Raw genomic sequence first — 22841 nt, forward strand, 5'->3', positions numbered from 1 at the left:
CTCCTAATACTTAAAAAATGCTAATCCCACTACTCTTATTTCCTTACAACCTCACGATACTCCGCTGGAGTCATACTCGTTGATTTTTTGAAAAATCGAGTAAAAGAGTGTGGGGTTTCATAGCCTACCTGAACGCCCACCTCAGCAATTTTAAGTTCATCTTTCTTGAGCAAATTTTTGGCTTTCTCCATTCTAACATCATCAATATATTCAGATAGATTGACGCCACTTTCCTGCTTAAAAAGCCGAGATAAATAGGACGGATTAAAGTGTATCACGCTAGCTAAACGTACGAGGGACAAGTCTTCACCCAAATGCTCCTCAATGTACAACCGAATCTTTTCTATCACCGCTGCTGCTCTATTACGTTCTACACTTAATCGAAGATCGAACAAAGACTCTGCGGTCTGTTTCAAAAACTCATAGCTATCCTGCCAGGATGAATGCCTGTCTCTTTGCATAAGCCCGGTTGTTCCAACCTTATCGTGCAGCTCCCAACGGTTAATATAGGATAATAGGCAGAGAGCAATCGTGTAATACAATTCCAAGGCAAAAGGTCCGCCATTTCCTCGTTCATCGTATGCTGTTTTCATTAGTTCGTTGAACAGATGGAGATATCCCTCTCTATTTCCACCTTCTAGATGAATCGCCAAAGACTCCGCTTTTTCTCTCAGCGTTCTTGAGTTGGCCGCAGTTCCAATGGTTTCCAAGGTGACTGTTTGCACCATCTGGGCACCGTCTCCCGCTCGCCAGTACTGTTCACTTCTCATTCGATCGTATCTCTCAGAAAGCTGCTTCCATTCGCAGGTATCGGCGCAAAGCGTGATGGCAAAAGAATTTCCCAAAGATTCATGACTAGCTTGCTGCATAAGCTCAAATTGTCCCTCTAGAAATTTTACCGTGCGGGAATAGGCTTCGTCAGATTCACTAACTTGTGTAGGCTTGGGTTGAATAAGCCAGACGAGGTCACCGTATTGATCAATGATTCCAAGACTATCTGTGCGTTCTGCTAAAAATGTCTCTGCCAAAAATTTGACAGCAAGTGCCGCATTCTGACTTTCCGCAAAGGTATGGTGTGTGTTCGTTCGTTGCAGGTCAGCTAACGCCACAAGGATGGGCCTAGTCGGATCAAGAGTTATACCAAGATTACGGAAATCAACGACGAACTCTTCCGTTGTTCGTGTCCCTTGAAGCAAATAACGGAAATAATTCCCTTGAGCGAGAGTTTCGAGCGTAGTTAGCTTCTCACTTGATTGCTTGACTAGATCATGAAACTTTAGACTGTTTTCCAATTCATGTATCGCATCCGTTACGGCCTTGATGATCTTATCGTATTCTTCACTCTTTAGGAGATAGCTGACTCCGGGTGATTGAATGGCTTGATAGACATAATCAAAATCATTATATCCAGTCAAGAAAATGATTTTACAATGCGGCCAACTACCGCGTATGTTTCTCATTAGCTCGAGCCCATCCATCCCGGGCATACGAATATCGGACATCACGATGTCCACTCTCGTCGTATTCATCCAATCCAGCGCTTCTTCACCGGAATAGGCTTTATACAAATCAAGATTGAGATTCAATTGGCTAAATATGTCAAACAGCCCGTCTGTTATGATCTCCTCATCGTCAACGATTAGCATTCTAATCATGAGCATCACCACCTTGAAAAGGAATAGAAATGATAACTTTCAATCCCCCGAGCTCGCTTCGGCTTATTCGTAGACCGTATGCTTCACCGAATGTCATTTTGACACGGCGGTGAATATTCACCAAGCCCGTCGTCTCCGCATGTTCGTCACCGTTATCCAGCGTGTCCGAGATACGTTCCAATGTCTCATCCGTCAAACTATCCCCATTATCCTCGACAATGATCCGTATCTCACTCTCTGCCAACTCAAAGCGAATGATAATGTTTCCACTGCGTTTCATTTGTTCCAAACTGTGTTCAAAGGCATTTTCGATAATCGGCTGCACAATTAAACGTGGTACTAACACCTGTTCAATTTCCCGTGGAAGAGCGTCGAATTGTACCCGGATACGCCGAGAAAAGCGTAATTCCTGAATCTCCGTGTACATTCTGGCATGGTGAATTTCCTGTTTCAGCAGCACTTCGTCAGAAGCATTTCTGGTAACAAATTGAAAATATTCACCAAGCTGTGTGACAAACTGTCCGATTCGTTCAACGTCTCCGATCCTGGCCATCGTTCTCAGGATAAAGAAACTATTGTATAAAAAATGCGGATTGATCTGGGATTGAAGCTGCTTCAGCTCCGCCCGTTGTGTCATAATTTTCTGCTTATACACTTGATCGATCAAAGAGCCAAGATTCGTGACCATTTGGTTAAATCGGCCATACAAGTAACCGAGCTCATCCTTAGACTCGTGTTGGATGTTTACATCCAGATCCCCATTTTCCATACGCCGAAAGCTCTTAACTAGCGTTAGCAACGGTTTGTGAATAAATTTGTAGGTAGAAAATGCATAAATGGCAATGATGACAATAGCAACGAAAATAAATAACCAGGCCCACAGATAAAACTTGTCTAGCGGTTTTTTAATAATTTGCTCTGGGATAAACCGGTAAATCGACATATTCAAATAATCAGAGCTTGCAATTGCGGTATAATAGCGGCTTCCCGAGATCGTGAAGGTCCCTGTGCCGTGAACCGGGTTTTGTTTGATTTGCGCAATGGTTTCCGGCATATCCTGCCATAAATGCTCCAAAGATCCACTCGTGAGAATAACACTCGTATTCTCCTTGGTCATTAATGTTCCGCTTCCAGGATAGGTGTTAAACTGGCCTAAGGCCTCCTGCAGTCTCTCTTGATCCAGCTCAATTTCAATTATGAACAACGGTTGATTCCCATTGGTTACTCCCTGCTTCGCGGCACTTAGGAACAATCCGCCATTCCACTCAATGATCTGATTATTCCTACTGCTTAAAGTTGAGCGCAGGCCATTGTACCGTTCGGTATTAAATTCACTTGGGCCATTGGCGGATGAAATCGTTTTCGATATTGGATAAATATGAGCACTTACATTTTTAATATAAGGAGAGCTGTTTTGAATGGCATAAAGTCGTTTTCGCAGTGAGTTAATTTTTTCAGTGCGTTTAAACACATCCATCGTGTCCCATGTCAGCGTCAGTTCATTGAGATCTTCATCATCAATAACGCCAAACTGCAGCAGCTTCATCCGTTCTATCTCTTTCTCAAGATCGTTGATATAGAAGGTTAGTTGGGATACGGCTGTTTTGGAGATGTCTTCACTTGCCGTCTGGACGATCCAGTTATACAGATAGACGCCAAATAATAATATGGGCAGCATGATAAGCAAAAAAGTGCTGAGCAGCCGAAGGAAAATTGTGTTTCTCAAAGTGAATGGTTGACGGTTGATCAAGGTACAAGCCCCCAACTTTTTTCTTCCATTATAGCCTGAAGCTTGTAAGTTTCATATGGATTTTCGTTAGGAAGCCATTTATCATGCACTACCCCTTAACGCTGCCAAGGACAATCCCTTTAACGAAATATTTCTGCAAGAAAGGATACGCCAAGATAATCGGAAGGGAGCCTAAGAAGATCTGTGAAGCTTTCAGCGTCCGATCAGAAATGAGGGCCATATTTACGGCTTCATCACGTGATATATTCGTTAAATTTTGTTGAATGACGATCGTTTGAATATAGCTCTGCAGCGGATAGTGACTAGGGTCCCCCATAAGCAGGAGGCCGTCAAACCAACTGTTCCAATGTTCGACCATGGAGAATAAGGCAAGCGTTGCAAGAGCAGGCATGGATATCGGCACATAGATTTTCCAGAGTGTCGTCCAATAGCTCGCACCGTCCACGACGGCTGCCTCCTCCAGCTCCTTCGGCACCTCACGGAAAAAGTTAAGCAGAAGGACCACGCTGAATACGGGAACCGCACCGGGCAGCACGAGTGCCCAAATCGTATCAAGCATATTGTACTGCTTAAGTGTAGAATACCAAGGGATCAAACCACCATGAAAGAGCATCGTGATGAAGAAAATCCAAGCATAAACCATTCGCATGCGAAAAGCCTTCGTCTCCTTGGATAATGGAAATGCGACAAGAATGGTTAGAATTAGATTTAATGGCGTCCCGATCGCAATACGTTCCAAGGATACAAGCATGGATTGCCAAAATGCTGCTCGACTAGCCGTAAACTTGTAAGAGGCTAATGTAAAGTCAACCGGCCACAGCTTTACATGACCTGCTGCAGCTGCTGTACTTGAACTAAACGAGATCGCAATGATATGAATTAGTGGGAGGATACAAATTAACGATATAATAATTAGAAAGGAAACATTCAGAACGGAAAACCACTCGAATCGAAATCGACTGTTGGGTACCCGGATATAAGTATCAGACACAGAACTGGGTGATGGTTGTACCACGGTTTTCCCTCCTCCTAGAAGATTCTATATTTTGCAAACCGATATGCCACAAAGTAAGAACTTGAAATCAAAATAAGCGAAACTAGCGATTTGAATAGTCCTACGGCCGTTGCAACACCGTACTGAGCATCCAATAATCCGATCCGATATACAAAAGTATCCAGAATATCGCCGCTTTCGTATACCTGAGGGCTATATAAATTGAACACTTGATCGAAGCCTGCGTTCAAAAGCTGTCCTAAACTGAGAACTGACAACAAGACAATGACCATTCGCATCCCTGGAATCGTGATATGCCATATCTTATGCCAACGGTTGGCGCCGTCAATTGTGGCAGATTCGTATAAGCCAGGGTCTATGCCCGTGATAGCCGCCAAATAAACGATAGTTCCATAGCCAAAATTTTTCCATATATCCGATGAAATGAGTGTAAACGGAAACCAATGATTGTCTCCAAGGAAAAATATCTTATTCAAACCGAAAGCACCCAACAATTGGTTAACAATACCGGTAGAAGGCGATAGAATATCAATAAGTATCCCCCCGAGAACTACCCAAGAGAGGAAATAAGGTAAATAAATGGTCGTTTGCACGCTTCTTTTAATCACCTCATTCTTCAATTCGTTAAGAAGAATGGCGAAAATAATCGGTACGATTAAGCCTAGAATAAGCTTAAGACTTGAGATAAAGAGGGTATTCCACAGGACCTGATTAAAGCTGGGCAGATTCATGACATATCTGAAATTATCCAACCCGACCCATCGCTGGTCACCAAATAATCCCTTTGCAGGGATAAATTTTTGAAATGCAATGATAATTCCCGCCATTGGGACATATGAGAATAGCACAATCAGTACTAATCCCGGTAACATCATCAGATGAAGCGGAAGCTCTCTCCACATTTTCCCGATACCCATACAATAACCTCCATTATTTAATGCATAAAAAGCAGAGGAAGGATGGTTAACCCGTCCTCTGCCCGCATCTACTTCTTCGTTGCTGCATACCATTCATTGACTTCTTTTGTAATTTGCTCGCCGCCCAGCTTCGTCCAGTCTTTCACAAACTTATCGAATTCATCTACAGAGCCGCCCATAATAATTTTGGTGTAAGTCTCATTCATCAGCTTCTCTAAAGTTGATTTCCGCTCAACCATCGTTGGCGTAGGTGCGCCTACGAATTTATCCATCAAGAATTGACTATTTTTATCGTACTGGTCAACGACGCCTTCAGAGCCTTCCGGACCATAAATGCGTTCCCATCCCCACAAGGCAAACCCTTCTTTTGAACCCGAATTGAAAGCTTCTATCTTTCCTTGAATCGTTTTGGCTTCTCCCTTCAGGGTCGAGAAGTTGTTCGCTTTACGCGCCGCATCGATCGCTCTGAATGCCTCAACATTTTTCTTTACTGGGCTCGGAGTTACCGGTGACAGCTGCCATACGCTTTCTGCTTCCGGCGGTGCATAATATTTGTCAAACTCCGCTGTTTGGCCAAAGTTTTTCTCCAGATGCATATTAAACAACTTGATAACCGCCTCAGGATGCTTGAAACCCTTTTTAACCGCAAAAAACTTGCTTGTACTGAACCTCAGAGGAACTTTAGGTGTATCGCCGGACTCCGAAACGATTGGGAATGCCTGCCATTGTGCACTCGGGTCATTGTTACGGTTCAATTGAAGCGGCCAGATGGAGTTCCACTGTTCGCCATACTCCATTCCAATTTTGCCAGCAGCTATTTGCTCAGCCACCTTACCACCGTCTTTGATCCCGAATTCCTGATCAATTTCTCCGTTCTTAAACATCTCTTGAAGGGCTTGAAGCGCTTTCTTAACTTCCGGCTGAATACCGCCAAACATCAGCTTCCCGGAAGCATCGGTAATCCACATATTCGGATAAGCCTTATATCCTGCCATGAAGCCCTCTAAGCCTACAGCTCCTCCCCACAAGGCTTTGTTTAAACCGAGGCCAAATGTATCTTTTTTCCCATTGCCATCCGGGTCTTTCTCGGCAAACGCTTTAGAAATGGTTTGTACATCAGCCATCGTCTTCGGCGGCTGCAAGCCTAATTTCTTAAGCCAATCCGTACGAATCCAGATAAACATAGCGCGTTCAAGCGAAGAGTCGACCTGCGGGATCGCCATCAATTTGCCATCAATCGTTGCAGCATCGAAGGGACTTTTTCCCTCTTGTGATAAGATCTCTTTGGTGAGAGGAGCCGCATATTTCTCATACAAAGCTGTCATATCTTCAATTTGGCCGGAATCTGCTAATTGTTTTAATTGAGTCGCGTTCACAGGAATAATATCAGGCAGATCGCCGGAGGCTAACGTTACATTCAGCTTCTGTAAATACTGATCAGAAGTATCGCTTCCTTTGACGACCCAATTATTTTTAATTGTGATCCCGAGCTGTTCCTTATATAGACGTGTCCATCGGTTGTCTTCAAACGATTCACCTTTTAATACACCGAGTACGTTATTCTCAACAACATCGCTGAGGTTTCGGACAAACGACACCTCAATTGGTGGATCATACTTGCCAAGCGGTTCTATATTTGCACTTTTCACATCGGTATTACCGGCAGCAGTGCTCACTGCTTCTTTCTGTTCAGTATTCGTTGTATTGTTCTGGCTGGTGCATGCCGATACGAGCGTTGTTATAGCAAGCAAGGAAACGGATAACGCTTTCATTTTGTGCTGGCTTAGCTTCATGTACATCCCCCTATATTGAGTATTTAAAGCTATCACTGCAGTGATGTGGTTATGTTTTCATTATAGGGTTAGTATAACGTCTAAACAATGTACATCTCTTTACTTTACTTACCAGATCTTGTTGTTTTGTAAGCGTAATCATTGTGTACAACCCCCTAGAAAATCAAAGGGTACTACTCGCATTCTTTTCCCTTTTTTCTCACATCGTAAGCAGCTTCCCTATACTCTACCGGTTTCTCCATTACACGCTTCTCAAACTCTCTCAGGAAATGATGGTAATGCACGTAACCGACTCCCTCTGCAATGGAGCGAATCGTGGCAGCAGATTCCGTCAGCAATTTCTTGGCCTCATTGATTCGAAGATCATGGATATATTCAATAATACCAACACCATATTTCTTTACGAACGCATGGCCCAGATAAACGGGATTCATATAAAAGCGTTTTCCGATTTCTTTGATCGTTAGCGGGAATTTATAATTTTCTTGAATATAGCGTTCAATTCCATACAGTGGATGGCCTAAGCCGGATTCCCTCCGTTCTCTTAACCTTCGCATATATTCGGTTAGATAACTCCTCACAGATTGTTCCAATGTCATCAGCGATTTAGGACCGGTTTGCAGCTCATTGCGGAACAACGGCCACATATCCATGGATGCTACTCCCAACTCCCGCAGCACATCCATACTCTTCAGGACCACATGTACACAGAGCATGCGCACCATTTCCGGAGCAATCTTGTTGTTTTGGAACAAAACGAATACTTGTTTTAAGATACTGGCTGCCTCCTGTTCCTGTAGTCGTTCTGCAGCACCAAGCAGTTCCTCCAACTTTGCCATGATTCCAAGATTATAACTAAACTCCAACCTATCGGCATTCTCGTAATCAACAAGTCCCTCATGATCATAAAAAAAATGGTGGACAGATGCCTCCACCGCCCCCGAATAGGATACATTCAATTCCCGAAGAAAACGAACGGGAGGGCCAATCGATACGTATATCGCCACGTCTTGCTGTCGAAACCTATCATAAACCTTCCCAGCCAGTTTCCGAACGTCTTCAGTACAGTCCACCACCAGGCAAACTTGACCAGGCATAAGATCAACTAACATCGCTCTGCGAGGAACAACATAAGAACTGCAAGATGCCAGTTCCTCTTCATTCAACCCTTCTATCAGGATACACTTCCAGCCTTCAGCCTCCTGATCCAACTCTCCGATCCGCTTAGATATGCTTTCATCCAACTCTTCCAACTCCCCCCGGAGAATGGGAGCCATCATCATTGGAAGGAGTTGACTGATTGTCATTTCCAGTTGGTCAAGCACCTGTTGTCGGGATGTAAGTTCCTCCATAACATCCCCCAAAGTGCTTTCCCATTCATCATCCATAATAGGCTTGAGCAGATAATGGCGTACCCCGTATCGCAGTGCTGACTGTGCATACTTGAAGTCGCCGTAGCCACTCATGATGATGAAAATCGGCTTATACGTCTCCGACAACAGCTGAGCCTGACGAATCAGCTCCAGCCCGTCTATCCCAGACATCCGAATATCCGTTATGACAAGTGAAGGTCGGCATTCCATAATTACTTGCAGAGCTTCTTCCCCGTCGGGGCACATGCCACATACCTCAAACCCCAGCTCTTCCCAATCAGCTAGCATTCGGATTCCTTCAAGTGCAATCGGCTCATCATCGACGAACAATACTTTACACATGTTCAGCTGCCTCCTCCTGTGACAAGATTAGATGAATAGGGATTTGGATTGTTACAGACGTCTGTTCATAGGCTTTGCTTTCTATTAAAAACAAGGAACGATCCTTGTAAAAAAGATTCAGCCGTTTATACACATTTCTCAGGCCGATGCTTTTCCCTGCCTCTTCTTCCACATGCAAGTTCTGAAGAATGCTGTTCAGCTTGGCAGTGTCTATACCAATCCCGTTATCTTTGACCCTGATTATCAGATAGCGGTCATCCAGCCCTGCTGAAATGTGAATCCGCCGATCCCCCTTCACCGATTGAAGCCCGTGCTTGCACGCATTCTCTACCAGAGTTTGGATGCTCATCTTGGGTATCCGGCAGGATAATATCCTCGGATCAATATCGATCTCATAGGTAAACCGATCCTGAAACCTGAATTTCTCAATCTGCAAATACATCTTAATGAAGCTAATTTCCTCATCAATCGTCACCAGATCATCCTTCCAGCTGAGCAGCCTTCGCAAAATTTGCGAGAGGCTACGAATAATATCCGTAACATGCTCATACCGATGCTTCTTGCATACCACCAGAATAGCGTTAAGTGTATTAAACAGGAAATGCGGATCTACCTGGCTCTGCAGAAAATTCAACTCCGCCCGTACTCTTTCCAATTCCAAGTCCTTCTTCTGGATCTCCAGCTTATAGACATCATTAATCAGATTGCGGATTTTCACCGTCATCAGATTAAAGCTGCGCAATAATCCTCCAATTTCATCCTTGCCTTCATACATGTTAATAGGTTCGAAACGCTCATTTTTAACCCATTGCATATGTTTGGAAAGCCGTCTGACTCTCAAATTGTAGGATTGAAGAATAGTAAAAACAAGTACCGTCGGGATTACCGTGCTGCACAAGGTAAGTATAATACCGAATTTTATTACCGCATTTTGCTTTTGTTGAAATCGCGATTGTTCTGGAATCCCAATTAACTTCCAGCCGCTAAGGTAACTGGCCGTTCCCAGGCTGCTGATAAAATTGCCATTTGCCTTGTTATTTGATGCTAAGTAGTCTTTAGCAATTGGGAGCAACAGGTTATCCTCCGCAATGTAAGAGAGGTTCGAATCAAGAACAACCCGATTGTTAGCATCTACAAGTTTGAATTGCAGATAGTTCTGCTCCTTGTTAAAAAGCTCCTGCAGCTTATCCAGCTGCAAATCCACTCGTAAATACTTGGTGTAAGTCATCAAATCCGGAAAATTCTCCAGCTTGCGAATAATGCTCACATACACCCTCTGTTGCTGAGGATTCATCGGATTCATATCCAAGTAAGAGGCGACGACCACCTTCTCTTTCGTATCCGTCAGTTTCCGGTACCATTCGCTCTGTTTATCGCTGTCCTTCAGTACAAAATAGCTTCCTCCGCTTCCAATTGTCGGGTTCGTGGTAAACACGCCTAGCCAGGAAATGTACGGATACTGATCCGTATATGGACGCAGCTTGTCACGCAAATAACTGTCATAAGTCTCGTAGTAGGTGGACAAATCGGAATAGGACGCTTCCAACTTTCCGTTAAATGTTCGATCTGCCGCTACTGTGTTACCAATGGCTACGCTCTCGTTCACGATCTGGGTGAGCTCATATGCTGCCCGATCTAAAGAAATCTGTAGATTCTCCCTCTCCCGACTTTGCGTATCCCGGCTATTTTGCATGTAGAATAGGATATTGATGCTCATAATTGGGAGTAAGACACACAAAAGATAGATAAATAGAAACTTATATTTGAGCGGTATGTCATTGACGATATGGCTGAAAAGCTTCCATTTTCGGTTCATTGTCGATCTCCTATCGGTTAGTTCTCAGCCTTTTTTGTACGACGAAGGGATTACACCGGTCAAAGCTTTGAACTTCGCACCAAACTGTTCAGGATCTGAATACCCCACCATATGGGCGATTTCGGTTATTTTCATCTCGGTACGAAGCAAGAGCTTCTTGGCCTCCGTAATGCGAACGGTATGCACGTACTCATTGAATGCCAGCCCACGCTGCTTTTTAAAGCGTTGCCCCAAGTGAGCCGCATTCACATGAAGATGTTCAGCCACGTGTTGAAGCTGCAACTTTCCTTGGTAATGCTGTTTAACGTATGCTTCAGCGGCAGAAACAATGTCGTCGATACGAGCACCTTTCTCCCTTGCTGTCCACTCTGCCGCTTCCAGAAATTCTTTCAACAAGCTGTTTTTCAGTTCTCCCACATTCTTGGGAAGAGGCGATGCAAACCACCTTCGGCTCCAATTTTCCATATCTGCTCCTTGTTGGGCCAGTTCTTGAAGAATTTCCAGCTTCAGTGTAGACAAGTTTGCCGCCGCCCATGCCTCCGAAGAAGATAAAGTCATAAATAAATCAAGCGTAAGAGTGCGAACGGCATCTACATTGCCATAGTTGATGGCCTGAATCAGCGATGTCTTGGTTACCTCAGGGATCGATGGAGATTCCTCTACTATTTTGTCTTGATAATAGTAGACCCTAGGAAGATTAGAGGGAAATTTGCACACCTCAGCTGTAAGCGCCTCCTGATAGGCTCTACTTAATGAAATAACCCCTCTAACCTCACTACTGATTGCAAAAGTAAAAGTCTCTCCGCATTCTTTGCGAATATGCGATACGAATTGATCTATGAGCGGGATAGTTAGTACAGATTCCTTTGAGTCCACGGCGAGAATAAAACCACTCCTGTTAATGCCTAGTTCAAACGGATGCACGCTCACATCGGTCAAGCCATTCAAATCCACTGCTTCCCTAAGACGTTGGAACAGGCTGACTCGCTCTTGTTCGCTGTATTCCGAATTGCTACAAGCAAGGTAGATACAGCGAATTCTCGATTGCTCGTGCAGTTTCAACAAGCTTCGTGCCTTGTCCACCCATTCCTTTCTGACGTCTCCCATCAAAAGCCGTGAAACCGTTTCAGCACGGCTGCGATCAAGGATAGAGCGCTGCAGAGCACGCCGCTCTTCCTCAGCACGAATGTCCTCCGCAACCGCAAGAACGGCGCTCTCTAATTCCGTCTCGTCCAAAGGCTTCGTCAAGTAATTGGACACACCGAATTTCATAGCCTGCTGCGCATATTGAAAATCAGCGTAGCCGCTTAACACAATAAACTTCGTATCAGGAAAGCGCGTATAAACCTTTTCAATTAATGCCAAGCCATCAATGACGGGCATCCGAATATCCGTTATGATCAGATGAGGGCAGTTTTCCTCTACTAGCTGTAGGGCATCCTCTCCGTCTAGCGCCTCAGCATATATTTCAAATCCAAGCTTGTGCCAATCAACGAGGAAACGTAACCCTTCCAGCATGATCGGCTCATCATCGGCAATCAGAACCTTCAACATTCGCGTTTCACCTGATTTCCCTCTTGATATGAGATTATTATACGGTCCCACACATAGATCCAGCAACGAAAAAGCCATTCTAGTCCTCGGACTAAAACGGCTTTTCCAATGCCCGAACTCTTATTCTTTAACACTTCCCAAATTTAAACCTACTACAAAGAAGCGCTGCAGGAAAGGGTAAACTAACAAAATCGGCACAGCAGTTACAATTGTAATGGCAGCCCGCACAGAAGCAGGTGTAACCATCCCTTTGGATTGGCCCGTGTTGACGCCATTTAAAAGCGCGGGATCACTGTTGCTGCTCATCGTAGAGCCTAGAAGCTTCATCATCTCGTACTGCAGCGTACTTAATTTAATGTCGGAAGAAGCGTACAAGAACGTGTCGAACCAAGAGTTCCAGGAGCCAACCGCGATGAATAACGCAATAGTTGCCAAGACTGGCGTGCAGAGAGGAAAGATAATCCGCAGAAAAATGGTAAAATCTCCTGCACCGTCTATCTTCGCCGATTCAATTAAACTGCCTGGGAGAGACTTGATATAGGTTCGGATGACGATCAGGTTAAACGCACTGACCAGCCCAGGAAGAATGTATACCCAGAAGCTGTTCAGCAATCCCAGTTGCTTGATCAGGAAATAATTCGGGATCAACCCAGCATTGAAATACATGGTCAGCACGAAAAACACGCCAATGATTTTACGAAACAAATAGTGAGGCTGAGCCAGTGTATAAGCTAGCATCGAGGTCAGAAACACGCCTAACACAGTAAGCGTAACCGTTCTGGCGACCGAGATCCAGGCAGCATGATAGATAGTTCCCGAGATGAAAATCGCACGATAATTTTGCAAGCTCCAAATTCTCGGCCATAAATAAAGTCCGCCTCGCAGCGTATCGTTGCCTTCGTTAAAAGATACCGTCAATGTATGGAGAAAAGGATACAGGGTAACGATGACCAGGAAAAGCATAAAAAATCCATTTAGTGTGTTGAATAGAATCGCTTCCAAGCGATTATTCTGGAAAGTAGCCGTTTTCATATCCAACCCCCTTATAACAACCGCTCTTCGCCGAGGCGTTTCGCGATATAATTCGCGCTCAAAACCATTACAATGCTGACGATCGTCTTAAATATACCTGCCGCTGTCGCCAGGGAGTAGTTGCCAAGTGCAATTCCATATTTCAATACGAAAATATCAATGGTTTGCGACCAGTCCACAACCAGACCATTCCCCAACAAGTACTGCACTTCAAAGCCCGCATCCAGGATATGGCCGACATTCATAATTAGAAGGATAATAAACGTCGCTTTAATGCCCGGCAGGGTCACATAGCGCATTTTCTGGTACCGGTTGGCTCCATCCATGGAGGCGGCTTCATAAAGCGAAGGATCTATGGAAGTAATCGCAGCCAAGTAAATGATCGTATTCCAGCCTACTTCCTTCCACACGTTTGCGGCACCGACAATGCCCCAGAAATAATGTCCGATGCTTAGCCACATTATCGGCTCTTTGATTAAATGAAGCTTCATTAATACGACATTGACGATTCCATCCTCTACGGACAGCGTGGAAGCCACAATACCAGCCGCTATAACCCATGACAGGAAGTGGGGCAAGTACGAAATCGTCTGTACTGTGCTTTTAAATATTTTTGTTTTGATTTCATTAAGGAGAAGCGCCAGCACGATCGCTGTTACAAATCCCAGTACTAAATTGATCAAACTCATGCCTAGTGTATTACGGAGCACCTGAAGGAAGACATCATCACCCATCAGAAATTTAAATTGATCAAAACCAACCCATTTCTGCTTTAAAAATGGCAAGGCCGGGCGATAATTTTGAAAGGCCATTAACCATCCCCAAATAGGGACATAATTAAAAACAACCAAATAAATTAGAATCGGTACCGACATCAAAATTAACTGCTTTTGGCTTTTTATCGTTTTCCAGCTGAATTCTACGCCAATTTCCGGATCGATCCATTTCTTTTTCCTGACCGCTGCTTTCGCATCTTGTTTCTTCAGTATAGCTTCTTCCATTATGATCCCTCCCAAACCGAAACTTGTCGTCTATAAACGGAGAAGACCTGCTCGTCTTCTCCGCTCCTCGGTAAGTGAATATGAATTATTTACTGCTCCAATTCTTGATCCGCCATTGAATCTGATCGTTGATTCGATCTTCGTAAGCTTTGACGTTCGCTTTGGAAAGCTGATCGGTATATTCTTTCCAGACTTTTTCGAAATCCGCTTCGCTCGCCAAGACGGCTTTCGGCAAATACTTTACGGCCAGATCATTCATCTTGGTTTGGGCTACTTTCGCCGGGGAACCGTCAATCAAGTCGATGGACCACGCTGGATAATAAACCGGGTTATCGACCGGTGTTTTGAAGAACTCGGCCCAAGTCTTATGATTGTAAGCCTTCAATACTTCCTGATCCACTGGCTTCAAGCTGTCATAGAACTCCTGCGGCTGCGTGTTCGGGTCCGTCGCGTTCCCATCGATGTAAGTACCCTGCATTTTGGGCAAATTAAAGAAGAACGCTTCTGCTTTATTGGCTAACTTCCAGGTATTATCATTTTGCTGGTCACGCTGTTCAGGCGTACGATAATATTTGCCATCCTTCACTTGATAGTCCTGGCCTTGAACACCCCATTGCAGCGTTTTCTGCCAGTCTTCCGTCATCAAACTATCAAGGAATTTTATGATTGCGACCGGATCTTTGGCCTTAACTGAAATGCCATAACCGCGATTGATGGTTAAAGCGGGACGATCCCGGTAGTATTCCGTCGCACCCGGATAGAGCAATGGGAAACCTACGTAGGTGCTGCCAAAGTTACCCTGAGAAATCAACGACTTTTCACCGTCACTAAAGTTCCAATGCTGGTCAAACATACCGATAACACGACCGCTTGCGATTTTCGCCAAATACTGATCATAGTTCTGCACAAGTGCTTCCTTGTCCAACAGTCCTTTACTGTTTATCTCGTTCAGCTTCTTGTAATAGTTTTTAGCTATATCCTTATCAGCAAAAATGGATGCCTTGCCGTTATCTACAATTACCCCGCCATCGTTCGGATGGCCTGCCAAATGCTCTGGAGGATTCTGCAAAGGGAAGGTTCTCCAGTCAAAGTTCAGCGTCTCGAAACCGATCCTGTCCGGGTGCTGCTGCTTGGCCTTTTCAATAATAGCGAAGTAATCCTCCAGCGTCTTCGGAGTCGGCCAGCCCTGCTCCTTCAGAATGTCTTTTTGTAACCAGAAACCAGGGCCCTCGTAAGTCGTTTCAGTAAATGTTCCAGTGAAGGCATTGTAACCCGGAAGTGCGTAGATATGACCGCTTGCCGGATCCTTAATCTGGTTCCAAACATCTGCGTAATGCTTCTTCAGGTTCGGTGCGTACTTCTCGATCAAGTCTTCCAGAGGCACGAATGCACCTGCAGCAATCAGCTTGTCATCGCCCGTAATCACATCCGGATAATCGCCGCCGGCAATCATAACACCTAGTTTCTGCGTCAGGTCGCCGACCAGAAATTCCATTTTTAAACTGACACCTGTTTTATCTTTAATCATCTTATAAATGCGATTGTCTGCCGTAGGCTGCTGATAGGAGTTGGCAATGAACATAGATATCGTCATCGGTTTAATAGCTTCCGTACCCTGCGTAGCTACCGCGCTTCCTGTGGTAGTTGGAGAAGTACTAGAAACAGTTGAACCGCTGCCTGCGTCATTGCATCCTGATAAGATGACACCGAAAGTCAAAACAGGAACGATCAACCGGAGTGTAGTACGCTTCATTAGTAATGCCATTTTCTTTTTTCCTCCCTTTCATATCTCCCTTTAAACGCTTACATATTGATATCTCTAATTATATCGACTTGGAATGCGCTTACAATTCATAGAATAAAGGTCTTCCCCCTATAAATTAAAGGTACTTTTTAATCTGGGGTTGCATTTGTTGCGTTATGCTGCCCTTTTCATGAGAAAAAGCAGCCGATTAGGTCGGCTGCTTCAGTGTCAATATATATTTCAAGAAGAGCTTGATACATCCAACGTTAATAATACTACAGAAGCTTTAGGAATTGTAACCGTAAGTTTGAATTCTTCTGATGAAATGGCCTGTTCCACCGGTGTAACTTTATAGGGTTCCTCAAAAGAATTGCCATTCTGATGATGGTTAGAAGATAATACGACCATTCTCCCATTGCCCGTATATTGGCCACCGATCGGATTCAACATGATCTCTTGATCTTCATTCACGGATAAGTTCGCAAGTGTAACTGCTAGTATACCGTCCTTGACCGATGCCGAGCAGGAGATGCTTGGGATATCATAGGAGTTTCCTTCTATAGAATAGGTTATGTTTTTACATGAGACTTCCGATTTAAGGCTTATTGCATGCTGGTGGATTTTAAACATATCGAACACGTAGTAGCTTGTAGTTGCCACACAGGCGTTGCCTTTGGCAAGAAACAGGGAATGGATACAGTTGACAAGCTGAGCCACATTAGCCATAACAACTTTATCACAGTGATTGTTGAAAATATTTAACGAAAGCGCGGCCAGGACCGCCTCTCTCATTGTGCTCATCTGCTCAAATAAATACTTGCCCGGCAACGGATGCCTTCCATTCTGCTGATGCCATACTCCCCACTCATCAACGACGAGTCCAACCGATGTTCCGGGCATCGCAGCGCGAATCATCTCAAACTGGGATTGGATGAACGGTTCCATATCCAGTCCGACCCGCATCATTTCATACCACTGTGCATCACTATACGTCAGCTCCGTACCCATTTTTCCCGTATTCGTCACATAGTAGTGAAGTGAGTATCCGAACATGGGAGCAACTCGCCCCACCGTGTACATCTGTTTATACTTGTCAAAAAATCTAGCCGTCCATTCAGGAATATCTTCATAGGGTCCGCATGCGATGAATTGAAGATCCTGCCCTACACTTTTGCTGATGATGCTGTACTTTCTGTAAATATGGCAGTAATCCTCTGGTGTCATGCAGCCACCGCCGCCCCAATTTTCGTTGCCAAGCCCCCAATATTTAACGTTAAAAGGCTCAGGGCTTCCGTTCTCCACCCGCTCCTGCGCCAGTGTAGTTGTACCTTGCTTCATATTACAATATTCAATCCAATTCCTAGCTTCTAAAACGGTTGTTGTCGTAGCATTCACTGCAAAATACGGCTCGGCGTTTACTAAATTGCAAAACTCGATAAACTCATGGGTACCCACCTGGTTAGATTCCAGCTTCCCGTCGTTCATGTACCACCAATTTACGGTTGTGGGACGCTTCTCTCTTGGACCGATGCCGTCTCTCCAGTTGTACGTTTCCGCAAAACAGCCGCCCGGCCAGCGAATAACAGATGGGTGAATTGCTTTTAATTTCTCAATAAGCTCCTGTCTGAATCCCTTTATATGAGGAATATCGGAGTCCTCACCTACCCAGATCCCGTCGTATACAACTCCGCCCAAGTGCTCAATAAAGTGTCCGTAAATATTGGGATTGATTTGCCCTATCTCTTCATTCAGCCAAACGTCGATTGTGGTCATCATTTTTCTCCCGCTCTTACCATTTGGGAAATAAAGGATAGGGGCATGCCCTATCCTTTATTTTAGTCCGTATTTGTACAAGACAACCGCAATATTTGCACGTTCCTCCATGTATATAACCAGTGCAGCCCTTACACTCAGCTAGCCGATTATGCCATGTTTCCTCATCTACAAGCTCAATGTGCCTTGATTGAATCAGCAATTGCAGCATCGCCTCTATCTTTTCCGGTGCGACATCGATTGTCTCCGAGCAATCCTTGCAGGGTCCCTGTTTGTTAGCCATCGGATAGCTCCCTCCGAATTAATGGATCGTCAGCACTACAACAGACATCGGTGGGATATCCGTATGGAATCCTTCTTGATTCAGCTCTACACTAGTAAATGGCTCGGGCTTAACTTGAGTAGGATTTTCAAAAGAATTATGGCTGCTCATCGTAGACGAAACCAAAACTCTTCCCGTTACCTGTTTACCGCTCAATCCTCCAATATTGCAATCAACGGGAGCCGCATTGTGCGGATCCGTATTACAAATCGTAATATTCAGCTTACCCTCAGCATCCACGGAAGCGGATGCGCTAAGCTGCGGTACCTCTTCCCCATTGAACTTGTAAATGCCGGACTGAATCTCAAGCGGCTGCAGGGTGGCATCCTGATGTACCTTAAACATTTCGAAGACATGATAGGTAGGGGTCAGAATCATTTTTTCCCCTTCTGTTAGAATCACGGCCTGGAGTACATTAATTGTCTGAGCAATATTCGCCATTCTCACACGGTCAGCGTGATTATTAAAGATATTCAAGCTGATCGCAGCAGAAACCGCATCTCTCATTGTATTTTGCTGAAAGAGGAAGCCCGGATTGGTGCCCGGCTCAACATCAAACCATGTGCCCCACTCGTCAATAATAAGCGCAACCTTCTTCTCGGGATCGTATTTATCCATAATCGCCGAGTGCTTCGTCACAAGCTCTTCTGTGAAATACGCCGCCTTCATGATGCCAAACCATTCACTTTCCTCGAAGTCGACGGCCTGGCCTCTTACCGCATTCGGATCTTTTATATAAATTCTGTTACCATCAGGATTTTCTATTACGAAATTGTGATCTCTTAGCCTCGTGTAATAATGAAGCGCCAGTCCGTCCATGAAATGGCCAGCTTCCCGCATCATCACTTCCGTCCAGTGGTAATTGTCGCCTCTGGGACCGGCAGCAATTTTATAAATCGCATTCTCCCCATAATCCCTGACATATGTGCTGTATTGTCTGTAAAGGTCTGCATAAAACTCCGCTCTCATCCGGCCACCGCAGCCCCAATTTTCATTGCCGATGCCGAAATAAGTCAAATTCCATGGCATTTCCCTGCCATTCGCTTTCCGCAGATCGGCCATCGGCGATTCGCCGTCGAAGGTCATATATTCGACCCACTGTTGCATCTCATAGACCGTTCCGCTGCCAACATTCCCGCATATGTAAGGCTCAGTCTCCAGCATTTCGCACAAGTCGAAAAATTCATGGGTTCCGAAATGGTTATTCTCAACCACGCCGCCCCAATGCGTATTAATCATTCGCGCTCTGGATTCCTTAGAACCGATGCCGTCCTTCCAATGATATTCGTCCGCAAAGCATCCTCCTGGCCAGCGCAGGATTGGAATTTTCATATCTTTTAAAGCCTGAACGACATCATTGCGGATACCTCGTGTGTTGGGGATGTCGGAGTCCTCGCCGACCCAAATCCCTTCGTATATACAACGGCCCAGATGCTCGGCGAAATGACCGTAAATGTTTCTGTCAATTTTGTGAACCGCTGCTTCTGGATTAATCTTAATACTGCTTTTCATACTTATCTGCCTCCTGAGTAGATTGATTTATTTGGTTCTAGCCTTTAACACCGCCACTGGACAAGCCTGAAATAAAAGCCCTTTGATTGACCAGGAACAAAAGAATAACCGGAATAATAGCAAGCACGGCGCCGGCGATCAGCATATCGTAATTGTTGCCATAAGGCGACATCAGCGAAGCAAGACCTATAGGAATCGTGAACATCTTATTCGTACGCAGCACAATCAACGGCCATATAAAACTGTTCCAGTTCTGCATCGCAAGTAGGATCCCCATTGCACCGAAAGCCGGCTTCATCAAGGGCGCCATAATTCGGATAAAAATCCCAAACTCCGAGCATCCGTCGATTCTTCCCGCGTCCATATAATCTTTGGAAACGCCCGTTATGTACTGCCGAAAGAAGAAAATCGCCATAGGTGATACGACAAAGGGTAAAATAACTCCGTAATACGTGTTAATGATGCTCATTTTCACAATAAGCTTATAGAGAGGAAGCATGAGTATTTCAAGGGGCACCATCATGACAAACAGTACCAGCATAAAAACAATATTTTTCCCTCTAAAGTTATATGCCCCTAGTCCATAGCCAACTAACGAGGATAGAAACAAGGAAACTACAGTATGAAGGGCTGTGATGCCAAGGCTGTTTCTATACCAGTACAAGTAAATACTGCCTTTACCTGAAAACAATAGCTTGTAGTTATCAAGACTCATAAGGCTCGGGATGATCCTGAAATCCATGCCATTTCGGAATAACTCTTTGGAGCTCTTAAAAGAAGCCATAAACATGTAGTACAGTGGAAACAGGACAATAAAGCAGACGATGAGGAAGAAAATGACGATGAGCGCCGTCAACAGCGTTCTTCTTAGCTTAGTATTCATTGATCCGTTCACTCCTTATTGAAGAGCCCGAACAATTTCAGTTGCACCAGATTAACGGTGAGTACGATCACGAGGAGGGTAATGCCAATGGCCGATCCCATACCCATATCATTTCGCTGAAATGCCTGCTGGTAAATTAACCTCACGATGGTAAGCCCGATATCCCCCGGCATTCCTTCGTTCCAGAATACATAGCTTTCTCCAAACATTCTGTATCCTTCAAAAATGCCTATCGTTAACGTGTAGATAATAATCGGCTTTAAGAGCGGCAGCGTAATCCAATAAAACTTGCGAAAGACATTGGCCCCGTCCATTTCAGCAGATTCATATAATTCTTCGGGGATGCTTTGTAGACCGGCAAGGTAATAAATCATATTAATCCCTGCAACTCTCCACGTATTGAGAATGACCATCAGCATCATGCCTGTACTATAATTCAGAATCCAATTCTGCGGAGAAATGCCGAGTTTAGAGATAAAGGAATTAATCAAAGCCGTATCCGCTTCTCCGAACATAAGCCTGAAAGAAACACCGGCTACAATCACAGACGTTAAGGCTGGAATGAAAATAACCGACTTAAAAAATGATTTTCCCTTGGCCAATTTTGTGTTCAAAATTACGGCGAATAGGATCGGAATCGGTATTAACAATAACAGAGACAAAACGGTGTAGATCGTATTGGTTTGCAGTGCATTAAAAAAATGCTCATCAAACATTCTCCTGTAGTTGTCAAACCCAATAAATTTACTGCTGTTAAGCCCAAGTACCTCGTGAAAGCTCATGTTGATTGTGGATGCCGTAGGGTACAGAAAAAAGATGAGAAATGCTAATACAAATGGAGATACAAAAAAGTAAGGAGCCCACTTTTCTGAATAAAATAACCGATGATTCAAATCGTATACCTCCCTGCTTGACGGCTGCCGAAACCGTTTTCATCCCTTCGTTTCTGCAGCCGTCATTCCTACATTCTGCCCATTTGCTATTTCTTCTGCTTACGAAGCTCGTCAGCAGCAGTCTTTAATGCCTGTTCCGGCGTTTGCGACTGATCCTTTAACGACTTGAACATCACATTGGAATTGACCAAATCTTGGGAAGCCGAGCTCAGCTCACTCATATTCGGAGATTTGATTTCCTCTTTCATGTCTAGTAGCACATTGAATATTTTCTCATTATTGAAATAAGGATCGGGCTTCTGCAGCTCCGGATCACTCCAAACGTCCCATCTGATCGGATCGAATTTCAGTTCCTGCCAAATTCTTATATTCGACTCTTTGCTTAACTTCGCATATGCGAGGAACTTCATAGCGATATCTTGGTTCTTACTTTGCTTGGTAACGGCTGTACCTGTTCCACCCATACCTGCGGATCTTACGTCACCCTTTTCCCATACCGGCATTGGACGCACCAATATTTTTCCTTTTAAATCAGGCATATACTCCAGGAATCTGCTCATGTACCACATTGGCATAATAAGTGAAGCCGCTTCTCCTTTGTTCATATAAGTGAAAAATTCTTCAGCCCCGGTATTGCCTCCAGGCATAGGAACAGCAATCTTATCCTTGTAAATCATATCCTTCATCGCCTGAAGGGTCTTCATATTTATAGCGTTATCGAGCGTAACGTTGCCGTCTTTATCTAAATAATCGGAACCTCTTTGCACGATCATTGGCCAGAAGGGTCTTTGTCCGGTAACCTCAAAAGCGGTCATCACCTTTCCTGTCGCAGCGACAACTTTTTTCCCAGCCTCGGTATAATCATCCCAAGTTTTAATGTTATCCACGTTCACGCCGGCTTTGTCCATAAGATCCTTATTGTAGTAAACAACCGTTGCGCCTACATGGAAATCAATGCCGTAATATTTTCCTCCTTTACTGTAAATATCGAATCTGGACTGGATGAATTTGTCCTTCTCGGGCTCGATCACTTTGTTTAATTCCACAAGCTGAATATCGCCTTTAAGGAAGTTCTGAAAGAAGTTGATGTTAATGTCAGCAATATCAGGCGCACCCACGCCGGATTGCAACGCAATTAATAGTTTATTGTGCATTTCTGCATTGGGATACGTATCAATAGACAATTCAATGGGCTGATCCGGGTTGTTTTTATTCCAGAGTTCAGCTGTTTTTTCGTAATACTTCTTATGCAGGTCCTGGAATGTCCACAGCGATAACTTAACCACGCTTTTGGCATTTGCTGCGTCTCCTTTTGACGGCCCCGTTTCATCGCTGCTGCAGCCCGACAATAAGGAAGTCAACAGGAACACTGAAGCTACCGCTGTACATAAAGCTTTTTTCATACACTCTTGCCCCCTTCATAATTATTTCTTGGTGACAGCTACTAATTGGGCAGCGCCACTCAC

The 22841-nt window shown here is 44.5% G+C and carries 17 protein-coding genes; all 17 read right to left on the bottom strand.

All coding sequences use genetic code 11. The features are described 5' to 3' along the window. Positions 1-35: 35 nt before the first annotated feature. The gene (locus tag GON05_RS32475; RefSeq protein ID WP_157325319.1) at positions 36-1655 is read right to left on the bottom strand and encodes a response regulator transcription factor; all 1620 of its coding nucleotides are present in this window, start codon (positions 1653-1655) and stop codon (positions 36-38) included. Beyond that, complete coding sequence (locus GON05_RS32480; protein ID WP_157325833.1) at positions 1648-3333, bottom strand: sensor histidine kinase; 1686 nt, start codon at positions 3331-3333, stop codon at positions 1648-1650. Before GON05_RS32480 ends, GON05_RS32475 begins: the two co-directional genes overlap by 8 nt. A gap of 160 nt (positions 3334-3493) precedes the next feature. Next, positions 3494-4381, bottom strand: a complete 888-nt coding sequence (locus GON05_RS32485) for a carbohydrate ABC transporter permease (protein ID WP_181646336.1) — start codon at positions 4379-4381, stop codon at positions 3494-3496. A gap of 53 nt (positions 4382-4434) precedes the next feature. Next, a complete protein-coding gene (locus tag GON05_RS32490) occupies positions 4435-5337 on the bottom strand; it encodes an ABC transporter permease (RefSeq protein WP_079412691.1) in 903 nt (300 codons plus the stop codon). 68 nt (positions 5338-5405) lie between these two features. Continuing rightward, the gene (locus GON05_RS32495) at positions 5406-7130 is read right to left on the bottom strand and encodes an extracellular solute-binding protein (RefSeq protein WP_157325321.1); all 1725 of its coding nucleotides are present in this window, start codon (positions 7128-7130) and stop codon (positions 5406-5408) included. A gap of 173 nt (positions 7131-7303) precedes the next feature. Next, entirely contained in the window at positions 7304-8845 is a 1542-nt protein-coding gene (locus GON05_RS32500) for a response regulator transcription factor (RefSeq protein WP_157325323.1), read from the bottom strand. Next, on the bottom strand, positions 8838-10661 hold the full coding sequence (locus GON05_RS32505) for a sensor histidine kinase (protein ID WP_157325325.1): 1824 nt from the start codon (positions 10659-10661) through the stop codon (positions 8838-8840). The genes GON05_RS32500 and GON05_RS32505 overlap by 8 nt, the downstream gene beginning before the upstream one ends. A 24-nt stretch (positions 10662-10685) precedes the next feature. Next, positions 10686-12215, bottom strand: coding sequence for a response regulator transcription factor (locus GON05_RS32510; protein ID WP_181646310.1), 1530 nt, complete (start codon positions 12213-12215; stop codon positions 10686-10688). A gap of 120 nt (positions 12216-12335) precedes the next feature. Then, a complete protein-coding gene (locus GON05_RS32515) occupies positions 12336-13247 on the bottom strand; it encodes a carbohydrate ABC transporter permease (RefSeq protein WP_157325330.1) in 912 nt (303 codons plus the stop codon). Positions 13248-13258: 11 nt separating this feature from the next. After that, on the bottom strand, positions 13259-14248 hold the full coding sequence (locus GON05_RS32520) for an ABC transporter permease (RefSeq protein ID WP_157325332.1): 990 nt from the start codon (positions 14246-14248) through the stop codon (positions 13259-13261). Positions 14249-14333: 85 nt separating this feature from the next. After that, positions 14334-16013 (bottom strand): type 2 periplasmic-binding domain-containing protein, encoded by a 1680-nt coding sequence (locus GON05_RS32525; protein WP_157325334.1) that lies wholly within the window; start codon positions 16011-16013, stop codon positions 14334-14336. Between the two features lie 219 nt (positions 16014-16232). After that, positions 16233-17765: an alpha-N-arabinofuranosidase gene (locus GON05_RS32530; RefSeq protein ID WP_157325336.1), complete on the bottom strand. Its 1533-nt coding sequence runs from the start codon at positions 17763-17765 to the stop codon at positions 16233-16235. A gap of 16 nt (positions 17766-17781) precedes the next feature. Further along, positions 17782-18048 (bottom strand): DUF6171 family protein, encoded by a 267-nt coding sequence (locus tag GON05_RS40170; protein WP_220138854.1) that lies wholly within the window; start codon positions 18046-18048, stop codon positions 17782-17784. Positions 18049-18066: 18 nt separating this feature from the next. Next, positions 18067-19599: an alpha-N-arabinofuranosidase gene (locus tag GON05_RS32535; RefSeq protein ID WP_157325338.1), complete on the bottom strand. Its 1533-nt coding sequence runs from the start codon at positions 19597-19599 to the stop codon at positions 18067-18069. A gap of 37 nt (positions 19600-19636) precedes the next feature. Further along, positions 19637-20482, bottom strand: a complete 846-nt coding sequence (locus GON05_RS32540) for a carbohydrate ABC transporter permease (protein WP_157325339.1) — start codon at positions 20480-20482, stop codon at positions 19637-19639. Positions 20483-20490: 8 nt separating this feature from the next. Further along, the gene (locus tag GON05_RS32545) at positions 20491-21375 is read right to left on the bottom strand and encodes a carbohydrate ABC transporter permease (RefSeq protein WP_157325341.1); all 885 of its coding nucleotides are present in this window, start codon (positions 21373-21375) and stop codon (positions 20491-20493) included. A gap of 86 nt (positions 21376-21461) precedes the next feature. After that, on the bottom strand, positions 21462-22778 hold the full coding sequence (locus tag GON05_RS32550) for an ABC transporter substrate-binding protein (RefSeq protein WP_157325343.1): 1317 nt from the start codon (positions 22776-22778) through the stop codon (positions 21462-21464). Positions 22779-22841 lie beyond the last annotated feature (63 nt).

Origin of the sequence: Paenibacillus anseongensis (genome assembly GCF_009757995.1) — a bacterium.
Lineage (GTDB): Bacteria > Bacillota > Bacilli > Paenibacillales > NBRC-103111 > Paenibacillus_E > Paenibacillus_E chondroitinus.

Bases quoted from the DNA above. Each gene is read 5' to 3' on its own strand.
- GON05_RS32500 (WP_157325323.1), bottom strand. From the start codon at position 8,845: ATGTGTAAAGTATTGTTCGTCGATGATGAGCCGATTGCACTTGAAGGA.
- GON05_RS32495 (WP_157325321.1), bottom strand. From the start codon at position 7,130: ATGAAGCTAAGCCAGCACAAAATGAAAGCGTTATCCGTTTCCTTGCTT.
- GON05_RS32550 (WP_157325343.1), bottom strand. From the start codon at position 22,778: ATGAAAAAAGCTTTATGTACAGCGGTAGCTTCAGTGTTCCTGTTGACT.
- GON05_RS40170 (WP_220138854.1), bottom strand. From the start codon at position 18,048: ATGGCTAACAAACAGGGACCCTGCAAGGATTGCTCGGAGACAATCGAT.
- GON05_RS32530 (WP_157325336.1), bottom strand. From the start codon at position 17,765: ATGACCACAATCGACGTTTGGCTGAATGAAGAGATAGGGCAAATCAAT.
- GON05_RS32480 (WP_157325833.1), bottom strand. From the start codon at position 3,333: ATGCTGCCCATATTATTATTTGGCGTCTATCTGTATAACTGGATCGTC.
- GON05_RS32505 (WP_157325325.1), bottom strand. From the start codon at position 10,661: ATGAACCGAAAATGGAAGCTTTTCAGCCATATCGTCAATGACATACCG.
- GON05_RS32540 (WP_157325339.1), bottom strand. From the start codon at position 20,482: ATGAATACTAAGCTAAGAAGAACGCTGTTGACGGCGCTCATCGTCATT.
- GON05_RS32475 (WP_157325319.1), bottom strand. From the start codon at position 1,655: ATGATTAGAATGCTAATCGTTGACGATGAGGAGATCATAACAGACGGG.
- GON05_RS32525 (WP_157325334.1), bottom strand. From the start codon at position 16,013: ATGGCATTACTAATGAAGCGTACTACACTCCGGTTGATCGTTCCTGTT.
- GON05_RS32535 (WP_157325338.1), bottom strand. From the start codon at position 19,599: ATGAAAAGCAGTATTAAGATTAATCCAGAAGCAGCGGTTCACAAAATT.
- GON05_RS32510 (WP_181646310.1), bottom strand. From the start codon at position 12,215: ATGTTGAAGGTTCTGATTGCCGATGATGAGCCGATCATGCTGGAAGGG.
- GON05_RS32515 (WP_157325330.1), bottom strand. From the start codon at position 13,247: ATGAAAACGGCTACTTTCCAGAATAATCGCTTGGAAGCGATTCTATTC.
- GON05_RS32520 (WP_157325332.1), bottom strand. From the start codon at position 14,248: ATGGAAGAAGCTATACTGAAGAAACAAGATGCGAAAGCAGCGGTCAGG.
- GON05_RS32490 (WP_079412691.1), bottom strand. From the start codon at position 5,337: ATGGGTATCGGGAAAATGTGGAGAGAGCTTCCGCTTCATCTGATGATG.